The sequence below is a fragment of the Vibrio sp. S/42/10 genome (assembly GCF_029890535.1).
Lineage (GTDB): Bacteria > Pseudomonadota > Gammaproteobacteria > Enterobacterales > Vibrionaceae > Vibrio > Vibrio cyclitrophicus.
This window is the reverse complement of record NZ_JAKMZC010000023.1, coordinates 1-20,681: the sequence shown is the minus strand read 5'-3', so window position 1 is coordinate 20,681 and position 20,681 is coordinate 1. Positions and strand designations below refer to the sequence as shown.

The following is a 20,681-nucleotide window of genomic DNA, read 5'->3' as shown; positions in this document are numbered from 1 at the left end:
AGTGAAGACTACTTCAAGTCGATGCTGTTCAGTCGTCCCATAAATATCAACAGATCAATCACATCTTTATGGGCATCAAGCAGGGCGCGTTTGGTTTGGCTATAAGCGGCAAGTCGTCCATGCTTTCTGATTGAGCACACTTTGGTTTTGTATTTGTAGTCGCCGTTATCTGAGAATACACGCCACTTAGCGATGTAGCATTCGTCGCGGTGTTCAGGATCAGTCTGGGTAGGATTAGGCTTGAATACAACTTTTGGCTCTAAACTATGAGGTAGGCGCGTCATCAGATAGGGCTCTTTGAGGACTTTGGGCCAAAACTTGCCCCAAAGCTGTCTGCCCAGTTCGTCTCGTAACTTGATGGTTTTCTTTAGTGCTTTGTCTTCACCCATGCGAACAAAGCCGACAGAACGATGCAGTACCGTATCATCGGGTGTATGGATGTGAATTTTAAAAGCGGTTTTACCTTTCGATATGAAGCGGTAACCGGTAGCACCAATTAGATTATTCAGGCTCATAGTTTGCTAAATGATGATTATGTTATTAATAAGATTACGACAAATACGTAAAAACCGAAACTAATCATCATGAAAAAAATAAAGCCTTAGTACTTTTGCTAAGGCCTTATTAGAAACTATGAGCTGGGAGTGACACTAACTACATGATTTTCTGCATCACATCACCAATTTGAATGCTTCCTGCAAGGCTAGGCTGATCAATCGTGAGTTCGGCTTCATTTTCATAAACACGAGAAACCGTCAGAGTGATATCACTTTGAGATACTTTGTTACGTGGTAAGCCTCTTTGGTCGATAAACGAACCCGTGTGCCACAATTGCAGTTTGTCACCTTGTTGCACGCCATGCATTCGACCAAGATCAATGGTTACTGTATTGCCGTAGACCGCCGCAACTTCCGGAAGGGTAATCTTACACGATACTTCTGATTCCAAGTCCAGCATGATATTACGGCTGACGCGAAGCATCATGCTGCCATAAGTGGATGCCCAGAAGCGCGCGCTGCGTGTATCGACTTCACTGGTTTTAGCAAATGGCCATTTTGCTACTTCACGATAGCTACGATTGTAAACTTGGTGACCTGTTTTACCGTCGAACACTTGCATCTCTAGTGCAAACTGTCGGTTGATAACGTCATCTTTCAACAACTTAGATTCGACGGTTGCCGTTAAGTCGGTAATGTCGCCACCAATGATGTACTGCGCGCCTGTGTCTTGAGCGATCATCTTGATTATGTCAGGTCGACGCTTATCGATGTCATAATTTGTTGTACCAACCGAGACAAAGCTACGAGACTCTTTTGCCAACTGTCGATCAACGACATGGCCGAAATCATCACCGATGTTATAAATTCTTCCCATTACGGCTTGTTGAGGGGAGGTCACATCAATGTTGCCGACCAAAAATGTCTTCTTGTACTGACTTTCATGGCAAGCATTTGCCGAAGGATAGATGTCGATCCTTGCGGTGATCATTAGGTTGCCACCGCGAGTCTTTACTTTATCAACCAATATGTAGCGTACTTCGTGATTAGTAAACTGGAACTCTTTTTTACTCGCATCCAGATAAGGCGTGAGGTTGGAGATACTACCGATATCAGCACCAGAGAACTGAACCGCTTTATATACCGCGTCTTCCAGAGCGTGGACTCTTGCGGATTCTTCCGACGATACGATGGCTGCTGTACCGGTAACCTCATACCAAGAGGCATGAGCACTGAAGCTTATGGTTATCAGTGAACTTATTGAAAATAAGTAAGAAATTATTTTTTTCATCTATTCGTTACCAGTTGGGTATAAATATTGCTTAACAAATAACTATAAGCTTGAAGCTGACTTAAGTGCGTTTTTCTTAATCTGAACTATTAACGAAAAGCAAAGACTGTTCCAACATTGTAATCCATTGAAAAGAATAATGGTGAGAACATATTGGAACAGGCAGCACTAAAACTATCTGGAGATTAGATAATGAAAAAATGGCTCGTAGTTATGAGTGTCGTGTTACTGACATCATGCGCTTATTCGCCGATCTATAACGGCAAGTCTGAATATTCAGGCAGTCAGTTTATGTTGATGGACAGCCCTCGTCACACCATGGATTTTTTCGTGGAAAGTATGACCGAAGATTTAATCGTGTCGAATACGAGTATCTCAGCAAGAACACCGATTGCGATTACCTCGTTTGTTGATCTACAACACATGGATACAACCAACTGGCTAGGAAATTCGGTATCGGAAGGTTTCATTCATCAGTTTCAGCGTCGTGGCTTCAAGGTTGTCGATTTTAAAACGACGGGTTCTATCCAAGTGACTCACCAAGGTGACTTTGCGTTAAGCCGTGATTGGAAAGATTTAGCTCAAGAGCAAGACGTCCAATACGTGCTGACGGGGACTATGCTTCGCCAAGAGGGTGGTGTTCTAGTTAACGCTCGTGTGGTTGGAATGCAAACTCGTATTGTGGTTGCTTCTGCACAAGGCTTCTTGCCGGCAGACCGTATTGGTCGTGACCTTGATACTCTGAACAGTATTCGAACTCAAGATGGCGTTATTATTCGTTCTGACCCAACGATCAGCCAGCCTTACACTGTTATTCTTCGCCCTTAGGAGTTCGAGATGAAGAAGTTAATATTTGTTGTTGCCGCTTTATTGCTTGTTGGTTGTCAGCCACTGCAAAGTATGAGGCCTGATGATTTCTTGGTTGCGGTTGGTTACGCGAGTATCAGTGAGCAAAAAGGTCGTAACGACGAAGAAAGGCGCATCCGTGCGATGAGAGCCTCTAAGATTGACGCTTATCGTGAGCTTGCTGAACAGGTTTACGGTATGCGAGTAAGCGGCCGAGCTGAACTTGAAGATCAGCGCCTTGGTACTGAACGAACTTCAGGTGCGGTTGATGGTGTTATTCGTGGCGCAGAAGTAGTACGTAGTTACCCTGTGGGTGATAGTTATGTAACGGAACTTCAATTAGATATTCGTAAGATGGACCAACTACGTAATTACGGTGAAGTGCAGGCTGTGCCAGAAAAGAGACAACAAACGCTATTCTAGTTGTATGATCTCTTAGGCTGTAGGTTAATGATCATCGAGTTCTGTTTATCTAGTTAAAAGATTACCCAGTTATATGAGTTGCCACTCGTTTTCCAGATGGCGTAGCGGCAATTGATAACTGACGTAAATAAAAAAGCGGCAAGTATGAAGATACTTGCCGCTTTTTTATTTATCGATTTTGTCAGGGCGCTCAAAGGCTGATTAGACGTTTTGATAAAGAATAACGACAGGAATAGTCTGGGATACAGATACAGATACAGATACAGATACAGATACAGGCAGAAGGTTAATAAGGGGTATTACTGAAGAGGGAGGCTTAACTAGGCTTTTACGTTGGTTCCCAGCGTAGAAATCGTATGCGTTTGACCACCGGCATTGTAGGTCATGCCAATTTTACCGTGGCTTTGTTGCATCATATTACTGAGTTTTTTGAAGCTAAGGTGTGCTCGATTCAAGGCTTCGCCATTAACCAGGTTCGCTTGATGGCAATCGTGCACTATGGACTTGATGGTTGCGACTAACTGAGCTAGTTCAGAGTTCTCGGTCAGTTCTGAGATATTGGTATGGGCTGCGATTCGTTGATCGGTTGACCTTAGTTGCTCAACTAGGACCACTTTTTCTTTGGCGATTCTCTCAATATCGTTTGATTGTCGGCTCGTGATCGCGGTTTTCTCTGAACTTAATAATTCAGATAAGGCTTTGGCATTTTGAAGTTGAAAATTAACTAAATCTGCTAGTGCCGCCATAACGTAAACCTATTCATAACCTCGTGTGCTTTAAGGCAATCACTTTAATCAAAAGTGATAGTTGGCTTAAAGACCTTTTAATTCATCTTCGAACTTGATCATATTGTCTGCCAGTTTTTCTGGATCGACAGTGTATGAACCGTTCGCAATCGCTTCTTTGATCGCCGCAACTTTTACAGAGTCAAAACTCGGTTGTGCCGCCATATCTTGGTGGAGTTGACCAATGGCTTTGCCTTGTTGGCTAAGCGAAACCGCATCTTTGCTTGCTGGTGATTTAGTTGATACATCAGAGCGTGATGCCTCAGAGCTAGAATCAGAGCGTACTGCTGATCGGTTGGGGGTCGTTAGGGTTTGCCCTGAACGAATATTATCAATGCCTGCCATAGTTAAGCCTTTTTCTTCAAAAATGGGAACCTGTACAGTCATTATCGACCATGGGTTCGAATACTTTAGCAATTTTTAGCTCAATAGTCGAAAAGGGACAAAACACTGTAGCCGTTATATTTGGCGTTAAGAGTGGAGAGCAAAATGGCTAACGATACCGTCAATTTAGAAGTAGAGAGTTAAAAGTAAACCGTGACTTCAGACATGCTGGTAACAATACCTTCAATTATACGTTGTGATTTATCATTTTTCACTCTTACTTGATCGCCCATTGAGCCATCCGTAAGTGCAGTACCTTTAGTGGTAATGGTCATGCCACCTTTAACTGCCTGTATGATAACCTTCTCATTTCGGCAAACGACACAAATATCGCCTCTTTCAACGACATCACCCGGTCTTAGGTTCTTTTTTACTTTGGCACCGATAACCTGTTGTGGGTTGGTGAAACCTTGGCGGCGAAATTTGTTAAGAGAAATCATGTCGGTAGTCACATCGTATTGACCGACAATCTCGCCTCTTGCAATTGAGCGCGTGGTGGTGACGAGTGGGACTGACATTGATAAGCGTACGGGCACATAAACTCGCCACTCGTCAGGAATGCATTGCACTAAAACCGTAATGCTACTGCGGGTATTGGTGGTGGTTGATGCGCTAGTTTCAAGCGGCACTGGACAGTCTGTTGCTTTAATTCTTGAGTCAACATTTGCTGAATTAACAAAGAGTTCGCCGCCTTGTGGCTGCTCAACCGTATCATGGATGTGTTGCTCGGCCGCAGACTGGATTATTTCAATTTGCTCTGGAGTCGCAGCTTGCACAAAAAAACTAAACAATATTGATAAAATGCCGATAAACTTAGCGACAGTTTTAAAAGTAGCTCTACACATTGCTATGGAAAGAGGTGGCAAATTTATTTTATAATATGTCATTCCGTTTCTCTGGTGGTTCGTAGCCTGCAGTAGACTAACACTTTTTATACAAAAAAGTTTGATATGGAGATGAGCTCATGACGGGTATTCTTGATTCGGTGAATCAGCGTACGCAACTCGTCGGTCAAAACCGATTAGAATTACTAACCTTTCGCCTAATGGGGCGTCAGCGCTACGGCATTAATGTCTTTAAAGTAAAAGAAGTGCTTCAATGCCCTAAGCTGACAAAGATGCCAAACTTGAACCCACTGGTTAAAGGTGTAGCACACATTCGTGGCCAAACGATCTCTGTTATCGATTTGAGCTTAGCGATTGGTGGCCGTCCTACAACGGATGTTGAAAAGTGTTTTGTGGTTATTTCTGAGTTTAACCGAACTATTCAAGGTTTCTTGGTCAGTTCAGTAGAGCGCATTATTAACATGCACTGGGAGTCAATTCTTCCGCCGCCGGATGGCGCTGGTCGAGCGAACTACCTGACAGCGGTAACTAATATCGATAATGAATTAGTTGAAATTCTTGATGTTGAAAAAATTCTTGCTGAAATTTCGCCTGTTGATGAAACAATGGACAGCAGAATTGCTGAAGAAATCGCAGAAGTAGAACAAGAGAAAGAATTGGTTCGCCGTATCTTGATTGCTGATGATTCAACTGTTGCTCGTAAGCAAGTTCAACGCGCCATTGAATCGATCGGATTTGAGGTTATCGCGGTGAAAGATGGTAAAGAAGCCTATGAAAAGCTGGTGCAAATGTCATCAGAGGGTAGTATTTACGATCAAATTTCATTAGTGATCTCGGATATCGAAATGCCAGAGATGGATGGATACACGCTGACTGCTGAGATTCGTCGTCACGCCGAACTTAAAGATTTATACGTAATTTTACACTCATCCTTGAGTGGTGTATTTAACCAGGCCATGGTTGAGCGTGTTGGGGCGAACTCCTTCATTGCAAAATTCAACCCTGATGAGCTTGGGGCAGCGGTTAAAGCTGCGTTAACTAACTAAAAGAGACATTAATGACTGCTATAACAATAAGTGATCAAGAGTATCGCGATTTCAGCCGTTTTTTAGAATCTCAATGTGGCATTGTATTAGGTGACAGCAAGCAATATTTAGTGCGCAGTCGTTTAAGCCCATTAGTAACGAAGTTTAAGTTAGCTTCGTTATCTGATTTGTTGAGAGATGTAGTAACTGGTCGAAACCGTGAGTTGAGAGTGGCAGCTGTCGATGCCATGACGACGAACGAGACACTTTGGTTCCGAGATACTTACCCGTTTGCTGTACTTGCGGATAAGCTACTACCGGAAATAGCGGCAAATAAACGACCTATTAAGATTTGGTCTGCAGCAAGCTCTTCAGGCCAAGAAGCATACTCAATGGCAATGACGATTCTTGAGACTCAAGCTCGCAAGCCGGGTATGTTGCCAAATGTATCGATTACCGCAACCGACATCTCTGCAAGTATGTTGGATATGTGCCGCACAGGCGCATACGACAACCTTGCATTGGGACGTGGACTTTCTCCTGAGCGCCGTCGTACTTTCTTTGAAGATGCGGGCGATGGTCGTATGAAAGTCAAAGACAACGTTAAGCGCATGGTGAACTTCCGTCCACAAAACTTGATGGACAGTTATGCGTTATTAGGTAAGTTCGACATCATTTTCTGTCGTAATGTATTGATTTATTTTTCGCCAGACATGAAGTCAAAGGTACTTAACCAGATGGCAAACAGCCTCAATCCTGGTGGTTACTTGTTGTTGGGTGCATCTGAATCGTTAACAGGCTTAACGGATCGTTTTGAAATGGTTCGCTGTAATCCAGGCATCATCTACAAATTAAAGTAATGAGTGGCACCAGTATTAGGTGTAACGTTACTGTCTAACTTCAAAACCCAGCCAAGTGCTGGGTTTTCTTTTTCCGGCTTAACCTATATCTTTAAGTCAGAGTGACATTCCAACCCACTCTATTTTTGGCTTGTATATTGCAAGTTTACCTACGAGTAACCTGTAAAAGTAATGGTCGGCCACTTTGTTTTAAAAGTTGGTATATATATTGCTTTGGTTATCTCATAACAGTCAGTTCTTGAGTTGAGGTTTACATGGCTATTTCTTTTGATAATGCTTTAGGCATTCACCAGCACACAGTTGGTGTACGTGAGCGTAACGCTGAGGTGCTTTCCACCAATATCGCGCAAGCGAACACGCCTGGGTATAAAGCAAAGGGACTAGATTTTAAGAAATCACTGCAAGCGGCAAGTTCTGGGGCAAGCATTGGTCTTAGCCGTACAGATGGTCGGCACATTTCTGCCTCAACAACGGTGAACGGGGAAACGAAGTATCGAATTCCTACCCAACCTGATACAGGAGATGGCAATACGGTTGATTTGGATTTGGAAAGAAACCTTTTCATGCAAAACCAAATTAGGCATCAAGCCTCTCTCGACTTCTTAGGAAGTAAGTTCAAGAATTTAACTAAAGCGATTAAAGGGGAATAATTAGATGAGCTTATTTAATGTATTCAATGTGACCGGTTCTGCGATGAGTGCTGAATCTGTTCGTCTAAATACGACCTCGAGCAACCTTGCGAACGCAGACAGTGTAAGTAGTTCTGCTGAAGAAACTTACAAAGCTCGTCACGCAGTGTTTGGCGCTGAGTTAAATAAAGCACGCAATAGTGGTCACACTGTGCCGGTGAAAGTATTAGGTATTGTGGAAAGCGATAAGCCGCTTAGTGCGGAGTACAACCCAGATCACCCACTAGCGAACAACGAAGGCTATATCTACAAGCCTAACGTGAACGTTATGGAAGAAATGGCAAACATGATTTCGGCATCACGTGCGTACCAAACGAACGTACAGGTTGCTGACTCGAGTAAACAAATGCTGCTGCGTACGCTGCAGATGGGTCAATAAGGATAAGGAGGTAGCATATGGCTGGAATCAACAACAATGTTGGTCAAAGCGGCTTGTCCTATGTTGACCAGCTGAAGAGTCTTCAAGATGGCGCTAAGAAGCCCGACGAAACAACAGGTAAGCAGGATCTTAAACAAGAAGATTTCTTATCTCTGTTGACTAAGCAACTTGCACAACAAGACCCTTTTAAGCCGGTTAGCAATGACCAGATGATTGCGCAAATGGCTTCATTTGCGACCGTAGATGGCATTGGTAAAATGAATACACAGTTTGAAAGCTTGAATTCATCAATGACTTCTAACCAAGCGCTTCAGGCCTCTTCTTTAGTAGGTCGTGATGTATTGGTTCCTGGTGCGGCAGGTGTGAAACCCGGTGATGGCGGTATGGCGGCAATGGTTAAGCTCCCTCAAGCCATGGACAATGTAATGGTCCGTGTTGAGAACGAAGTTGGTCAGTTGGTTCGTACATTTGATATCGGTTCTAAACCATCAGGTGACACGCGTGTTGAATGGGACGGAAAAGACGAAGACGGTAACCCATTGCCGGCTGGTAAATACAACGTTAAGGCGTCGGGTTTACTGGATGGCGAGAACACAGAGTTCCAAGTTTCCAGTTATGCGAACGTGAACAGTGTGCTTCTTGGTAAGGGTGATGGCAACGTACTACTCAATCTGGCTGGTTTTACATCGCCAGTACGACTTGCTGAAGTACTAGAAGTTGGTAAAGCGTAACTCTTTAAAAGAGTGATTATGCTAGCTAGATAGATTAGGAGAATATTGGAATGTCATATGTAGCTTTGAGCGGCCTATCCGCTGCACAATTAGATCTGAATACAACCAGTAACAATATTGCGAATGCAAACACGTTTGGCTTTAAAGAGTCTCGAGCAGAGTTCGGCGATGTGTATTCAAGCTCGTTGTTTACTAACGGAAAGACTACCCCTGGTGGTGGTGCTCAAGCAAATAAAGTTGCGCAACAGTTTCACGAAGGTTCAAGTATTTATACAAATAACCCAATGGACTTACGTGTCAGTGGTACAGGTTTTTTTGCAGTATCGAAAGACCGCATGGTGCCAGAGATCAACGAACTAACGCGTAACGGAGCTTTTCACTTAAATAAAGACAACTTCATGGTAACCTCGAATGATGAATTTCTTTTAGGTTACGATGTTGACCCAAACTCGGGTGAAGTTCTTTCTTACGCGCCAAAGCCTCTCGACATTCCTGCTGAGTTTGGTAAGCCAAAACAGACAGAAAACATTGAAGTAGGAGTTAACCTTCCTGCAAATGGTGATCTTAAAGACCCGGCTGCATTTAACTACCAAGATTCTGACACTTATAATCGAGCAACGTCTTCGACGGTATACGATTCTATGGGTCAGTCTTACAAGTTAACGACTTACTACCTCAAAGATCAGACTCAACCAAACACTTGGCAGACGTACTACACCATGTCAGATGAGAACGGTGAAAAGCCGGTCAACATTACTGGTGGTGATGCGACGAATGCACAAGGTCATGTTGGTCACACAATGAAGTTCAACAACGACGGTACGTTAGCAAGCCTGAACAATGGTCAGCCGATTAACTCGGAACCACTTGGTGCTGGCGCGAACCCAATTGACTTGAACGGTGCTGATCCAACTCAAGTGCTTAAGTTTGGTCTGGATTCTTCAACTCAGTTTGCTGCTCCGTTTGAATTGACTAAGTTTGATGAAGATGGTGCAACAACAGGTTTCTTAACAAAAATCGATTTCGATGAGTACGGCAGTGTTCTGGGTACTTACTCAAATGGTGAAAACGTGATGCTTGGCCGTGTAGGCTTGGTTCGCGTACCCAATGAGCAAGGTCTAGATAAGAAAGGCGGCACTCAGTGGGATTCTACTAATGACTCAGGTTCTAAAATCTGGGGTGAATCGAACAAAGGTTCATTTGGTAGCATTAACAACGGTTCGCTAGAGCAGTCGAACATCGATATGACTCAAGAATTGGTTGATTTGATTTCTGCTCAACGTAACTTCCAAGCGAACTCACGTTCTCTAGAAGTACACAACCAACTGCAACAGAATATTCTTCAGATTCGTTAATCGTTTCGAGCGTTTGAATCATCTGTGAATACCCAATTCAATGTTATTGAATTGGGTATTGTTGGTGAATTTAAATATGGCTGTTTGTCTTCTTATTTGCCGCCCCTATTGCCGCACGGTAATGCCACTGGCAATAACTCCTCCTCAATGATCCTTTAATGATCACCCCTCTTTGTTTGTTTCCTATTTAAATTATTGATAAATAACAGTTAAAAATATTGGCACAGTGTTTGCTTTATAAGCTTTAGAAGATGATTTTTTGGAGCAAAATTATGGATCGCGCACTGTTTCTTGCCATGAGTGGCGCAAAGCAAAATATGCAGGCTTTGCAGCTACGTGCAAACAACCTTGCCAACGTTAGTACAACGGGTTTCCGTGCCGATTTAGCACAAGCACGTTCAATGCAAGCGTATGGTGAAGGCATGCCTACTCGTGTTTTCAGCATGACAGAACGTCCGGGTCATAATTTCGCACAAGGTAGTGTGGTCACTACTGGTCGCGATCTCGATGTCACGATACAAGGTGATGGCTGGATTTCGGTAATGGACAACACTGGCCGTGAAGGTTTAACACGTAACGGTAACCTAAAGGTTGACCAAAACGGTTTGCTAACTAACGCAAGCGGCCATTTGGTGTTAGGCGAGAATGACGCACCTATCACGTTACCTATTCCTATTAGTAAAGTAGAAATCGGCACAGACGGTACTATTTCGGTGATTCCTCAAGGCGCTCCAGCTGAAGAATTAGCGATTGTCGACCGAATCAAACTTGTGCGTCCAGATAATCAAAGCTTATTTAAAGATACGAATGGTCTATTCCGTTCGAAAAACCCAGATCAGGCATACGAAGCAGATGCAGCGGTAACGTTGCTAAAAGGTGCCATTGAAGGCAGTAACGTAAATGCTGTCGGTGAGATGACCAGCCTAATTGACTTACAACGTCAATTCGAAATGCAGGTCAAGATGATGAGCACTGCAGAGGAAATGGACAAGTCGTCTGATTCACTGCTTCGTATGAGCTAATAGAATTTAAAGGAATTTGCTATGCATCCAGCATTATGGGTAAGTAAAACAGGCTTAGACGCCCAACAAACCAATATCTCAACCATTTCAAACAACCTTGCCAACGCCTCAACCATTGGCTTTAAAAAGAGTCGTGCGGTATTTGAAGATTTGTTCTATCAGAACATCAATCAGCCGGGTGGCCAATCGTCGCAGAATACCGAGCTGCCAAGTGGTTTGATGTTGGGTGCCGGTTCTAAAGTCGTGGCAACTCAAAAAGTTCACACCCACGGTAACGCACAAACGACATCGAACAGCCTAGATATGATGATCGAAGGTGACGGCTTCTTCCAAGTTGAAATGCCAGACGGTGAGACAGGCTATAGCCGAAATGGTCAGTTCACGCTGAACGGTGAAGGCGCAATCGTAACCTCAGGTCAAGGTTATGCTCTACAGCCAGAAATCGTGATTCCAGAAGATGCGATCTCGGTGACGGTTGGTAACGATGGTGAAGTATCAGTTCGCCTACGTGGTGAGCAAAACAACGTCGTGGTTGGCCAAATCACCATTACTGACTTCGTAAACCCAGGTGGTTTAGAGCCTGTAGGTCAAAACCTTTATTTACCAACGGGAGCAAGTGGCGATCCGCAAGAGGGCGTTCCGGGCTTTGATGGTTTGGGTAACATCCGTCAGTCGATGTTAGAAACATCGAACGTAAACGTAACCGAAGAGCTGGTTAATATGATTGAAGCTCAACGTGTTTACGAAATGAACTCGAAAGTTATCTCGTCGGTAGACAAGATGATGAGCTTTGTTAACCAACAGCTGTAATTGGTTTATTTGCCGTTTACGTACTTATTCATAATTAATAGATCTGCTTCTAGTCATTGATCTATTTACCATTGCCTGCTGAGAGTATATCGCCATGAAACGTATTTTTTGTTTAGTTTTGTTAGCTTCTATGACCGGGTGTACTGTGTTGGATCCGATCGAGACTCCGGCACAAGAAAACGCAACCACAGTGGTTGATGCGGTAGAAGGCGATAAGTCGGCTGATGAAAGCTCAGGCATTATCGATACACTTCGTGGTAGAACAGACCCAATTGCAGGCGATCCTGCATGGGCGCCGATCAATCCAAAAGAAAAACCAGAGCATTACGCAGCGGCAACAGGTTCACTGTTCAATATCAACCATATTGGCAGTATGTACGATGATTCAAAGCCTCGCGGCATTGGTGATATTATTACCGTTGCGTTAGATGAAAATACTCGAGCGACCAAAAAAGCTAATGCTGACATGTCTAAGTCTAACGATGCATCGATGGAGCCTTTGGCTGTTGGCGGCCAAGAGTTGACTATTGACAAGTACAACTTCTCTTATGATCTGAGCAATACCAACACCTTTGCTGGTGATGCATCAGCCAACCAAAGTAACAGCATTAGTGGCTACATTACCGTTGAAGTCATCGAAGTATTAGCCAATGGAAATCTAGTGGTTCGTGGTGAAAAGTGGATGACACTGAATACAGGTGATGAGTATATCCGCCTAAGTGGTACTATCCGCCCTGACGATATAGATTTCGAAAATACCATCGCTTCAAACCGTGTTTCTAACGCACGAATTCAGTACTCAGGGACTGGAGTGCAAAAAGATATGCAAGAGCCTGGATTCTTGGCACGATTCTTTAATGTATCACTGTAGAGCTTGAGAGGATGTCGGCTTACTGACAGCCTTTACCACTCGGCCATATTTAGCTAAGTTCTTGTAAATTAAATTATTATAATTACATAGCTACTATAAATTGAAAGCAATACAGACAGGTTACTCAATGAAAAAACTAACACTCGTACTACTTGGCATGCTATTTCTTGCCACCAGTGCCCATGCTGCACGTATTAAAGATGTGGCAAAAGTGGCGGGTGTTCGTAGTAACCAACTTGTCGGTTATGGTTTGGTCACGGGCTTGCCGGGTACAGGTGAGACAACTCCCTTTACTGATCAAACGTTTAACGCAATGCTGCAAAATTTTGGCATCCAATTGCCGCCCGGCACTAAGCCAAAAACCAAAAACGTAGCGGCAGTAATTGTTACCGCTGAATTGCCAGCCTTCTCTAAGCAAGGTCAGGAAGTTGATGTAACGGTGTCTTCTATCGGTTCAGCAAAAAGCCTTCGTGGTGGTACCTTACTGCAGACTTTCCTGAAAGGTCTAGACGGTCAAGTGTACGCGGTAGCACAAGGTAACTTGGTGGTGAGTGGCTTTAGTGCTCAAGGTAATGATGGTTCTAAGATTGTCGGTAACAATCCTAATGTCGGCATCATCTCTAGCGGCGCGACGGTCGAACAAGAAATCCCAACGCCATTCGGTCGTGGTGACTACATCACGTTCAACCTAATCCAATCAGATTTCACAACGGCGCAGCGCTTAGCTGATGCAGTTAATAATTTTCTAGGCCCACAAATGGCTTCAGCGGTTGATGCGACTTCAGTAAAGGTTCGCGCACCACGTGAAATCAGCCAGCGTGTGGCTTTCTTATCGGCAATCGAAAACATCGAGTTCGATCCTGCAGAGGGTTCAGCAAAAATCATTGTTAACTCTCGTACTGGTACGATTGTGGTTGGTAAACATGTTCGCTTAAAAGCGGCAGCGGTAACACACGGTGGTATGACGGTAGCAATCAAAGAAAACCTCAACGTGAGCCAACCGAATGCATTTTCTGGTGGTCAAACCGTAGTGGTTCCTGATTCTGATATCGAAGTCACAGAAGCCGATGGCAAGATGTTCAAGTTTGAACCGGGTCTAACGCTGGATGATTTGGTTCGTGCAGTCAATGAAGTGGGCGCAGCGCCTTCTGATTTAATGGCAATCCTTCAAGCACTGAAACAAGCTGGTGCAATTGAAGGTCAATTGATCATTATCTAAGGAATAAAGCATGATTAAGAATAACAATGACATCGGCTTTATTCACGATATCGGTAGCTTAGATCGTCTTCGTCAACAAGCAGTAAATGGTGAAGAAGGCAGCGAAAAAGAGGCACTAACTGCTGCGGCAAAACAGTTTGAATCGATTTTCACTTCGATGCTGTTTAAGTCGATGCGTGATGCGAACTCTAGCTTTAAGTCGGATATGCTGAACAGCCAGAACGAGCAGTTTTATCGTCAGATGCAAGATGACCAAATGGCGAGTGAGTTGAGTGCTTCAGGTTCATTAGGCCTTGCGGACATGATCGTTGCTCAGTTAAGCGCCGGTCAAGCAAGCGATGCGACAGAAGATAAGGTTCGTAGTGAAGGTTTTGATACTTCACTGCAAAGACCTCAGTATTCAGGCCGTTCAGAAGACAGAGTATCTGAAGTTCAACCTGCTTCCGCTGTTAAACAACCAGTATCCTTCGATTCTCCAGAGTCGTTTGTTACCTCAATGAAGCCTTACGCTGAAAAAGCGGCGAGTGCACTTGGTGTGGATTCATCTCTGCTATTGGCACAAGCGGCACTTGAAACAGGTTGGGGTTCTAAAATGGTTAAGAACTCTTTGGGGAACAGCAATAACTTATTCAACATCAAAGCAGATAGAAGTTGGAAGGGCGATAAGGTTGCTACGCAAACTTTAGAGTTCCATGGCAAAACTGCCGTTAAAGAATTGGCATCTTTCCGTTCTTACTCAAACTTTGAAGACAGCTTTAATGATTACGTGAAGTTCTTGAACGAAAATCCAAGATACGAAACGGCATTACAGCATCAAGGCAATTCAGAGAACTTTATCAAAGGCATCCATCAAGCTGGTTACGCAACTGACCCTAACTATGCAGACAAGGTGTTGCGCGTTAAAGCTAAAATCGATGAGATGAATTAGCCCCATCAATTAACAATGAGAGCTTGCCATGGCAGGCTCTTCTCTTATCCGCTCCTTCATATCTGGCCCTATTGTTTTTAGTTATTTCCTTACACTTCAATAAATTATGGTCTTTTAATCTTTCATTGTCTCTATTGGCACATATATTGCTTATTATCTTGGTAATATGCTGTTGTAGTTAATCAGTTCAACCTGATTTTATTAAGTTTTTTGGGGGCATTATGGCGTCGGATCTTCTGAATGTAGGGGCACAAAGTGTTCTTACGGCTCAGAGACAGCTAAACACCACAGGTCATAACATTTCTAACGCCAACACAGAGGGCTATAGCCGTCAGTCTGTGATTCAAGGTGTGAATGACCCGCGCCAGTACGGTGGGCAATCCTACGGTATGGGTGTTCATGTGGAAAATGTTCGCCGCTCTTGGGATCAGTTTGCCGTTAAAGAACTTAACTTATCGACAACCAATGCCGCTAACAAAGGCGATACCGAAGCCAACCTCGATATGTTGTCGAGCATGTTGTCATCGGTTGCTTCAAAGAAGATCCCAGAAAACCTCAATGAATGGTTTGATTCTGTTAAAACTCTCGCCGATACCCCGAATGATGTGGGTGCGCGTAAAGTCGTTTTAGAGAAAGCAGGGCTTGTCACTAAAACCTTGAACGAATTTCATGAAACGGTACGTCAACAGTCTGATTCAACGAACAAAAAATTAGAAGTCGGCATTGAACGAGTAAACCAAATTGCGGTTGAGATTCGTGATGTTCAGCGTCTGATGATGCGAACGCCAGGGCCTCATAATGATTTACGAGACCAACACGAAAAGCTGATCAATGAGCTATCTGGTTACACCAAAGTGACGGTAACGCCGCGCTCGAATGCGGAAGGATTTAACGTCCATATTGGTAATGGTCATACCTTGGTTTCTGGTAGTGAAGCAAGTCAACTGAAGTTGGTTGATGGCCTACCTGATACGCATCAGCGCCGACTAGCGATAGTTGAAGGTAAGTCTTTGAAGCCGATTACCAGCAATGATATCGATGGAAAAATCGGTGCCATGCTCGATATGCGAGACGAACATATCCCTGACATCATGGGTGAATTAGGACGTTTGGCGACGGCTTTCTCTGAGAAAGTAAACTCACTTCAATCACAAGGTTTGGATCTCAATGGCAACGTTGGCCAAGATATCTTCACCGATGTGAACTCTGAGCGGGTGGCTAAATCACGCGTGACGGCTGGTAGCCAATCAAAGGCAGACGTAGCGGTATATATTGATGACACCTCTGCCTTAAAAGGCGGCGAGTATGGCCTTAAGTATGACGGCAGTGACTATGTCGTGACCAAGCCTGACGGCGAAACGGTCAAAGTCAGCACCAATTCAACAGGTAATGCTTTTTATCTAGATGGTATGCGAGTCGAAGTTCGAAACCCGCCGGAATTGAGTGAGAAACTGTTACTGCGCCCAACTCGTAACTTTGCTGCTCAGATTCAGATGGAAACCAAAGACCCTAGAGATATTGCCGCACAAAGTTATGAGGCATCGACCACGTTCGCGAAAGGCTCGGCGGGGTTCAAGATCCTAGCGGCCGGTCAATTGCGTGAGTTTGAAGTGATTGTTTCACCAAAAGGTGAGCAGTTTGCCGTGACTGATCCGAAAGGCAATATTTTAATGCAACCGCAGCCGTACCCACCTGAAGGGCCGGTTACGATTAATGGCACGACTTTCGAGTTGACCTCTGGCGCGGTGGCAAACGATAAATTTACGGCAAACCTTGTCCCATCAGAGGGTGACAACGGTAACTTGCGTAAGCTGCAAGATCTCCAAACCGGTAAGATCTTGAATGATGGTGAGTCTACGATTTTAGACCTTTACCACAACTTGAATACCAACACGGGCCTGAAAGCGTCGACGGCAAATCGCTTAAGCGATATTGCCACCTTAGAAAAGGAATCCGCTCAGGAACGTATTGCTTCAGTGTCGGGGGTTAACCTCGATGAAGAAGCGGCAAATATGATGAAATTTCAGCAAGCGTACATGGCTTCTTCACGCATCATGCAAGCAGCTAATGATACGTTCAATACTATTTTGGCTCTGAGGTAGGAAGTATAAATGTTGAATCGTATTTCTAGCTTCCACAACTACCAATCTGTTCAGAACGACTTGCGCCGTCAAGAAAACAAAATACATCACAACCAAGCACAACTTGCTTCTGGCAAGAAGTTACAGTCGCCAAGTGATGATCCTTTGGCGACCCACTATTTACAAAATATTGGTCAGCAATCAGAGCAGCTTAAGCAATATAGTGATGCAATCGTCTTAGTTCGTAATCGATTGGAGCATCATGAGGTATTGATCTCCAACACCGAAGGCTTTGCTGATGAAGCAAAACGAACCGTGATGGAAATGATTAACGGTGCGCTTTCTCCAGAGGACCGTTTAGCGAAAAAGCGCGAGCTCCAAGAGTTATCGAATAACTTTTTGCATTTAGCTAACTCTCAAGATGAGTCGGGTAACTACACGTTTGCGGGTACTAAACCGAAGAATCAACCCTTCTTTAGAGATAACCAAGGCAACGTCAGTTATCAGGGCGATGACTATCAGCGAAAAATGCGTGTAGCGAGTAGTTTCGAGATGGCGATGAATGATCCAGGCAGCAAGTTATTTATGGAAATAGATAACCCGTTTGGTGATTACGAACCTCAGTACGAGCTTGAACCCGCGTCTGAATTGCTTTTGGAACGTGCGACGAACTCAGCTGACGATGGGTCAACGTATAAAGTCACTTTTGTTGATATGCAGACAGGAAATTATGCTTACCAACTTGAAAAGGATGGTGCAGTGGTTGCCGCTGAAGACTTTGATCCCTCTACTGGCATTGTCTACGAAGGGTTGAATATTCAAATAAAAGGTCAGATCACCAAAGGCGATTCGATCACGTTAGAGCCAAGAGAGACATTCTCTATCTTTGATACGTTCAAAGAGGCGTCTGAACAGGCTGAAAACCCGGTATCAGATGCTTCAGCCACTGCGAAATTACATCAAGTGACTGAAGAATTTCATGCTGCGTTTATTCATCTAACGAAGGCTAGAACCGATGTCGGTGCACGCTTGAGCACATTGGATATTCAAGAGCAGCAACATGAAGATTTTAAGTTGTCTTTAGCGAAAGCGAAAAGCAACTTTGAAGACTTGGATTATTCGAAAGCCATTATTGAATTTAATGAGAACTCTCGAGCACTCCAAGCTTCACAACAAGCGTTTGGTAAAACAAAAGACCTAACCTTGTTTAACTATATTTAACGACCAATCGGTATTGAATGACCAATAGGTATTTAGTGATGAATCAAGGTTCATCATTGAAGTCGATTCTTTGCCTTATGTGCTATGCCATAAGAGCGAATCACTTCAACGTTTGCCGTTTTTTTATACAGAATACAATGTGTTCGATATAAGCGGCAAAAAGCGGCAATGAGCGAAGGAGTTCAACTCACTATTTCGCTCTAGTAGTATAATATCGAGCCAGGTTTATCTCTAACTTATTGATTTTAATGTTTTATAAAAATAATCAATAGAATATTAAACTTGGCATACAACTTGTATCTGTATTTGTCATAAATGATTTATACAGTTCTTAATCCTTGAATAAGGTTTAACGAGTAATACACGGTCAGTGCTTATCCATATGAGAGTAAAGCTGGCCGCTTCGCAGAAAGTTTGCGAACTCATAAGGAGAGCAAAATGGCTATCAATGTAAGCACTAACGTATCTGCTATGACAGCACAGCGTTACCTGAATAAAGCGTCTAATGACTTAGCGACTTCTATGGAGCGCTTGTCATCAGGTCATAAAATTAATAGCGCAAAAGACGATGCAGCGGGTTTGCAAATCTCTAACCGCTTAACAGCGCAGTCTCGTGGCCTTGATGTGGCAATGCGTAATGCCAATGATGGTATTTCGATTGCTCAGACCGCTGAAGGTGCGATGAACGAATCAACGAACATATTACAACGTATGCGTGATTTGGCGATTCAATCATCAAACGGCACTAACTCGCCGGCAGAACGTACCGCGCTAAACGAAGAGTCAATGGCACTTCAAGATGAGCTTAACCGTATTGCGGAGACAACGTCGTTTGGCGGACGTCGTTTGTTGAATGGATCATTTGGTGAAGCATCATTCCAGATAGGTTCTAGCTCCGGTGAAGCGATGATTATGGGATTAACCAGTGTTCGTGCTGATGATTTCCGTATGGGTGGTACTACGTTCGATTCAGAAAACGCGAAAGACAAAGATTGGCAGGTGCCACCGACAGCAAGCGATCTTAAGTTCGAATTCAGAACCAAAGATGGTGAAGACATCGTTCTAGATATTAACACCAAAGCGGGTGACGATATCGAAGAACTCGCCACTTACATTAATGGTCAATCTGATTTGCTGAACGCATCGGTTACTGACGAAGGCCGTCTACAGCTATTCGTTGCTGAACCTGATCTTGAAGGTGCAATGTCGATCTCTGGTGGTCTAGCATCTGAACTAGGCATTAAGAGTGAAGGCCGCCCTACATCAGTTCAAGACATTAGCTTAATGACTGTTGCTGGTTCACAGAACGCAATCAGCGTGATTGATTCAGCAATGAAGTATGTAGATTCACAACGTGCTGATTTGGGTGCGAAACAGAACCGTCTAAGTCACAGTATTAACAACTTGGCGAATGTTCAAGAGAATGTAGACGCTTCTAACAGTCGAATCAAAGATACGGACTTTGCGAAAGAGACGACGCAAATGACCAAATCACAAATTCTGCAACAAGCAGGTACTTCTATACTTGCTCAAGCAAAACAGTTGCCTAACTCTGCAATGACACTATTGCAATAGTTATAGGTTGAACTTGCTGCTCGTGTTCAGACGTGAGCCATGCAGTAAGGGAAACTGGCAAGCATACTTACTATTGAATGTTTAGCTCTCTCATCTCTCACCTGCTATCCATTTTTACAGTAAGAATGCAACGGCAAGTCGGAAATGTGTTCATTTCTCGATGATCTCCACACAGGCTCTGACGCGCCAACTAGCCCCGGTTCTCTCAAAGGAAAAGGGGCTTTTTCCTTTCTGTCTTTCCACTATTTTTCTAGACTTAGTTTTCTGATCAGTACTTCTTCGATTTAACCAACTCGTTTTACCTCAAATAACCCTCTTTGCGACACAAGATCGACGTTGGTCTGAGATCTTTGGTGATTGTTCATTTCTCTACGTTGAGTAGTTCAAATATTAATTAGTGTGTTTTTTGAACGTTTTTAGATCTTTTCTCTGTTGAAGTCTTCCGCTGCTTTAGAAAATAATAAATATTAAGTTACTGATAAATAATGGTTTAATATTTTTTTTGTGGTTTTCTAAAAGTTTTTCTAAAGCTTCTGTATTTCGAGCCGTTATTAAAAGTAACTTTGAGAGAACTACTTGGTTTTCCGAGACGTCGGAAACCGCTATACCGGAAAATCAATTGGAGAAATCACCATGGCAGTGAATGTAAATACCAACGTTTCAGCGATGACAGCGCAACGTTACCTAAACAATGCTAACAGCGCACAACAAACATCAATGGAGCGCCTAGCTTCAGGCTCTAAAATCAACAGCGCAAAAGATGACGCTGCGGGCCTACAAATCTCTAACCGTTTGAACGTTCAGAGCCGCGGCCTTGATGTTGCTGTTCGTAACGCGAACGACG

The 20,681-nt window shown here is 43.6% G+C and carries 21 protein-coding genes and 1 pseudogene; 17 read left to right on the top strand and 5 right to left on the bottom strand.

Features of this window, described 5'->3' with window-relative positions; genetic code table 11:
• Positions 1-8: 8 nt before the first annotated feature.
• Entirely contained in the window at positions 9-515 is a 507-nt protein-coding gene (locus tag L8S15_RS19545; protein WP_280574765.1) for a Fe3+-citrate ABC transporter substrate-binding protein, read from the bottom strand.
• Positions 516-654: 139 nt separating this feature from the next.
• Positions 655-1,788 (bottom strand): flagellar assembly protein FlgT, encoded by a 1,134-nt coding sequence (locus tag L8S15_RS19540; RefSeq protein ID WP_016767048.1) that lies wholly within the window; start codon positions 1,786-1,788, stop codon positions 655-657.
• Between the two features lie 192 nt (positions 1,789-1,980).
• On the opposite strand from L8S15_RS19540, the gene L8S15_RS19535 reads away from it, so the two are divergent.
• Both L8S15_RS19535 and flgP read left to right on the top strand, forming a co-directional pair.
• Positions 1,981-2,616: a FlgO family outer membrane protein gene (locus L8S15_RS19535; protein ID WP_010439267.1), complete on the top strand. Its 636-nt coding sequence runs from the start codon at positions 1,981-1,983 to the stop codon at positions 2,614-2,616.
• A gap of 9 nt (positions 2,617-2,625) precedes the next feature.
• Entirely contained in the window at positions 2,626-3,057 is a 432-nt protein-coding gene (gene flgP, locus L8S15_RS19530) for a flagellar assembly lipoprotein FlgP (protein ID WP_010439270.1), read from the top strand.
• Between the two features lie 320 nt (positions 3,058-3,377).
• Here flgP and flgN read toward each other — a convergent pair whose 3' ends face one another.
• The 3 genes from flgN to flgA all read right to left on the bottom strand — a co-directional run bounded on the left by flgN (position 3,378) and on the right by flgA (position 5,113).
• Complete coding sequence (gene flgN / locus L8S15_RS19525) at positions 3,378-3,803, bottom strand: flagellar export chaperone FlgN (RefSeq protein WP_010439272.1); 426 nt, start codon at positions 3,801-3,803, stop codon at positions 3,378-3,380.
• 66 nt (positions 3,804-3,869) lie between these two features.
• Complete coding sequence (flgM, locus tag L8S15_RS19520) at positions 3,870-4,187, bottom strand: flagellar biosynthesis anti-sigma factor FlgM (RefSeq protein ID WP_010439274.1); 318 nt, start codon at positions 4,185-4,187, stop codon at positions 3,870-3,872.
• A 179-nt stretch (positions 4,188-4,366) separates the two neighbouring features.
• Positions 4,367-5,113 (bottom strand): flagellar basal body P-ring formation chaperone FlgA, encoded by a 747-nt coding sequence (gene flgA / locus L8S15_RS19515; RefSeq protein ID WP_029189226.1) that lies wholly within the window; start codon positions 5,111-5,113, stop codon positions 4,367-4,369.
• A gap of 77 nt (positions 5,114-5,190) precedes the next feature.
• On the opposite strand from flgA, the gene L8S15_RS19510 reads away from it, so the two are divergent.
• The 15 genes and pseudogenes from L8S15_RS19510 to L8S15_RS19440 form a co-directional block, all read left to right on the top strand.
• Positions 5,191-6,117, top strand: coding sequence for a chemotaxis protein CheV (locus tag L8S15_RS19510; RefSeq protein WP_010439280.1), 927 nt, complete (start codon positions 5,191-5,193; stop codon positions 6,115-6,117).
• 11 nt (positions 6,118-6,128) lie between these two features.
• Positions 6,129-6,956 (top strand): protein-glutamate O-methyltransferase, encoded by an 828-nt coding sequence (locus tag L8S15_RS19505; RefSeq protein WP_004736174.1) that lies wholly within the window; start codon positions 6,129-6,131, stop codon positions 6,954-6,956.
• A gap of 254 nt (positions 6,957-7,210) precedes the next feature.
• Positions 7,211-7,606 (top strand): flagellar basal body rod protein FlgB, encoded by a 396-nt coding sequence (gene flgB / locus L8S15_RS19500; RefSeq protein ID WP_004736175.1) that lies wholly within the window; start codon positions 7,211-7,213, stop codon positions 7,604-7,606.
• A 4-nt stretch (positions 7,607-7,610) separates the two neighbouring features.
• A complete protein-coding gene (gene flgC, locus L8S15_RS19495; RefSeq protein ID WP_004736176.1) occupies positions 7,611-8,024 on the top strand; it encodes a flagellar basal body rod protein FlgC in 414 nt (137 codons plus the stop codon).
• 17 nt (positions 8,025-8,041) lie between these two features.
• Entirely contained in the window at positions 8,042-8,755 is a 714-nt protein-coding gene (gene flgD / locus L8S15_RS19490; RefSeq protein ID WP_010439286.1) for a flagellar hook assembly protein FlgD, read from the top strand.
• A 50-nt stretch (positions 8,756-8,805) separates the two neighbouring features.
• Positions 8,806-10,110: a flagellar hook protein FlgE gene (gene flgE / locus L8S15_RS19485; protein WP_010439292.1), complete on the top strand. Its 1,305-nt coding sequence runs from the start codon at positions 8,806-8,808 to the stop codon at positions 10,108-10,110.
• Between the two features lie 272 nt (positions 10,111-10,382).
• Complete coding sequence (locus L8S15_RS19480; protein WP_004736179.1) at positions 10,383-11,132, top strand: flagellar basal body rod protein FlgF; 750 nt, start codon at positions 10,383-10,385, stop codon at positions 11,130-11,132.
• Between the two features lie 21 nt (positions 11,133-11,153).
• The gene (gene flgG / locus L8S15_RS19475; RefSeq protein WP_010439295.1) at positions 11,154-11,942 is read left to right on the top strand and encodes a flagellar basal-body rod protein FlgG; all 789 of its coding nucleotides are present in this window, start codon (positions 11,154-11,156) and stop codon (positions 11,940-11,942) included.
• Positions 11,943-12,036: 94 nt separating this feature from the next.
• Positions 12,037-12,813, top strand: coding sequence for a flagellar basal body L-ring protein FlgH (gene flgH, locus L8S15_RS19470; protein ID WP_010439297.1), 777 nt, complete (start codon positions 12,037-12,039; stop codon positions 12,811-12,813).
• Between the two features lie 127 nt (positions 12,814-12,940).
• Positions 12,941-14,032, top strand: coding sequence for a flagellar basal body P-ring protein FlgI (locus tag L8S15_RS19465; RefSeq protein WP_010439299.1), 1,092 nt, complete (start codon positions 12,941-12,943; stop codon positions 14,030-14,032).
• Between the two features lie 10 nt (positions 14,033-14,042).
• Entirely contained in the window at positions 14,043-14,960 is a 918-nt protein-coding gene (flgJ, locus tag L8S15_RS19460; RefSeq protein WP_010439301.1) for a flagellar assembly peptidoglycan hydrolase FlgJ, read from the top strand.
• A 221-nt stretch (positions 14,961-15,181) separates the two neighbouring features.
• Complete coding sequence (flgK, locus tag L8S15_RS19455) at positions 15,182-17,062, top strand: flagellar hook-associated protein FlgK (protein ID WP_280574756.1); 1,881 nt, start codon at positions 15,182-15,184, stop codon at positions 17,060-17,062.
• A gap of 9 nt (positions 17,063-17,071) precedes the next feature.
• Positions 17,072-18,262 carry a flagellar hook-associated protein FlgL gene (flgL, locus tag L8S15_RS19450; RefSeq protein WP_010439304.1) on the top strand — a complete coding sequence of 397 codons (1,191 nt, stop codon included), beginning with the start codon at positions 17,072-17,074 and terminating at the stop codon, positions 18,260-18,262.
• Between the two features lie 438 nt (positions 18,263-18,700).
• The gene (locus tag L8S15_RS19445; RefSeq protein ID WP_010439307.1) at positions 18,701-19,837 is read left to right on the top strand and encodes a flagellin; all 1,137 of its coding nucleotides are present in this window, start codon (positions 18,701-18,703) and stop codon (positions 19,835-19,837) included.
• Positions 19,838-20,470: 633 nt separating this feature from the next.
• Positions 20,471-20,681, top strand: a pseudogene (locus L8S15_RS19440) (flagellin B); the annotation flags it as partial.

Bases quoted from the DNA above. Each gene is read 5' to 3' on its own strand.
- L8S15_RS19540 (WP_016767048.1), bottom strand. From the start codon at position 1,788: ATGAAAAAAATAATTTCTTACTTATTTTCAATAAGTTCACTGATAACC.
- flgD (WP_010439286.1), top strand. From the start codon at position 8,042: ATGGCTGGAATCAACAACAATGTTGGTCAAAGCGGCTTGTCCTATGTT.
- flgK (WP_280574756.1), top strand. From the start codon at position 15,182: ATGGCGTCGGATCTTCTGAATGTAGGGGCACAAAGTGTTCTTACGGCT.
- flgB (WP_004736175.1), top strand. From the start codon at position 7,211: ATGGCTATTTCTTTTGATAATGCTTTAGGCATTCACCAGCACACAGTT.
- flgC (WP_004736176.1), top strand. From the start codon at position 7,611: ATGAGCTTATTTAATGTATTCAATGTGACCGGTTCTGCGATGAGTGCT.
- flgN (WP_010439272.1), bottom strand. From the start codon at position 3,803: ATGGCGGCACTAGCAGATTTAGTTAATTTTCAACTTCAAAATGCCAAA.
- flgM (WP_010439274.1), bottom strand. From the start codon at position 4,187: ATGGCAGGCATTGATAATATTCGTTCAGGGCAAACCCTAACGACCCCC.
- flgL (WP_010439304.1), top strand. From the start codon at position 17,072: ATGTTGAATCGTATTTCTAGCTTCCACAACTACCAATCTGTTCAGAAC.
- flgH (WP_010439297.1), top strand. From the start codon at position 12,037: ATGAAACGTATTTTTTGTTTAGTTTTGTTAGCTTCTATGACCGGGTGT.
- L8S15_RS19510 (WP_010439280.1), top strand. From the start codon at position 5,191: ATGACGGGTATTCTTGATTCGGTGAATCAGCGTACGCAACTCGTCGGT.
- flgJ (WP_010439301.1), top strand. From the start codon at position 14,043: ATGATTAAGAATAACAATGACATCGGCTTTATTCACGATATCGGTAGC.
- flgA (WP_029189226.1), bottom strand. From the start codon at position 5,113: ATGACATATTATAAAATAAATTTGCCACCTCTTTCCATAGCAATGTGT.
- L8S15_RS19535 (WP_010439267.1), top strand. From the start codon at position 1,981: ATGAAAAAATGGCTCGTAGTTATGAGTGTCGTGTTACTGACATCATGC.
- L8S15_RS19505 (WP_004736174.1), top strand. From the start codon at position 6,129: ATGACTGCTATAACAATAAGTGATCAAGAGTATCGCGATTTCAGCCGT.
- L8S15_RS19545 (WP_280574765.1), bottom strand. From the start codon at position 515: ATGAGCCTGAATAATCTAATTGGTGCTACCGGTTACCGCTTCATATCG.
- flgG (WP_010439295.1), top strand. From the start codon at position 11,154: ATGCATCCAGCATTATGGGTAAGTAAAACAGGCTTAGACGCCCAACAA.
- flgE (WP_010439292.1), top strand. From the start codon at position 8,806: ATGTCATATGTAGCTTTGAGCGGCCTATCCGCTGCACAATTAGATCTG.
- L8S15_RS19445 (WP_010439307.1), top strand. From the start codon at position 18,701: ATGGCTATCAATGTAAGCACTAACGTATCTGCTATGACAGCACAGCGT.
- flgP (WP_010439270.1), top strand. From the start codon at position 2,626: ATGAAGAAGTTAATATTTGTTGTTGCCGCTTTATTGCTTGTTGGTTGT.
- L8S15_RS19465 (WP_010439299.1), top strand. From the start codon at position 12,941: ATGAAAAAACTAACACTCGTACTACTTGGCATGCTATTTCTTGCCACC.
- L8S15_RS19480 (WP_004736179.1), top strand. From the start codon at position 10,383: ATGGATCGCGCACTGTTTCTTGCCATGAGTGGCGCAAAGCAAAATATG.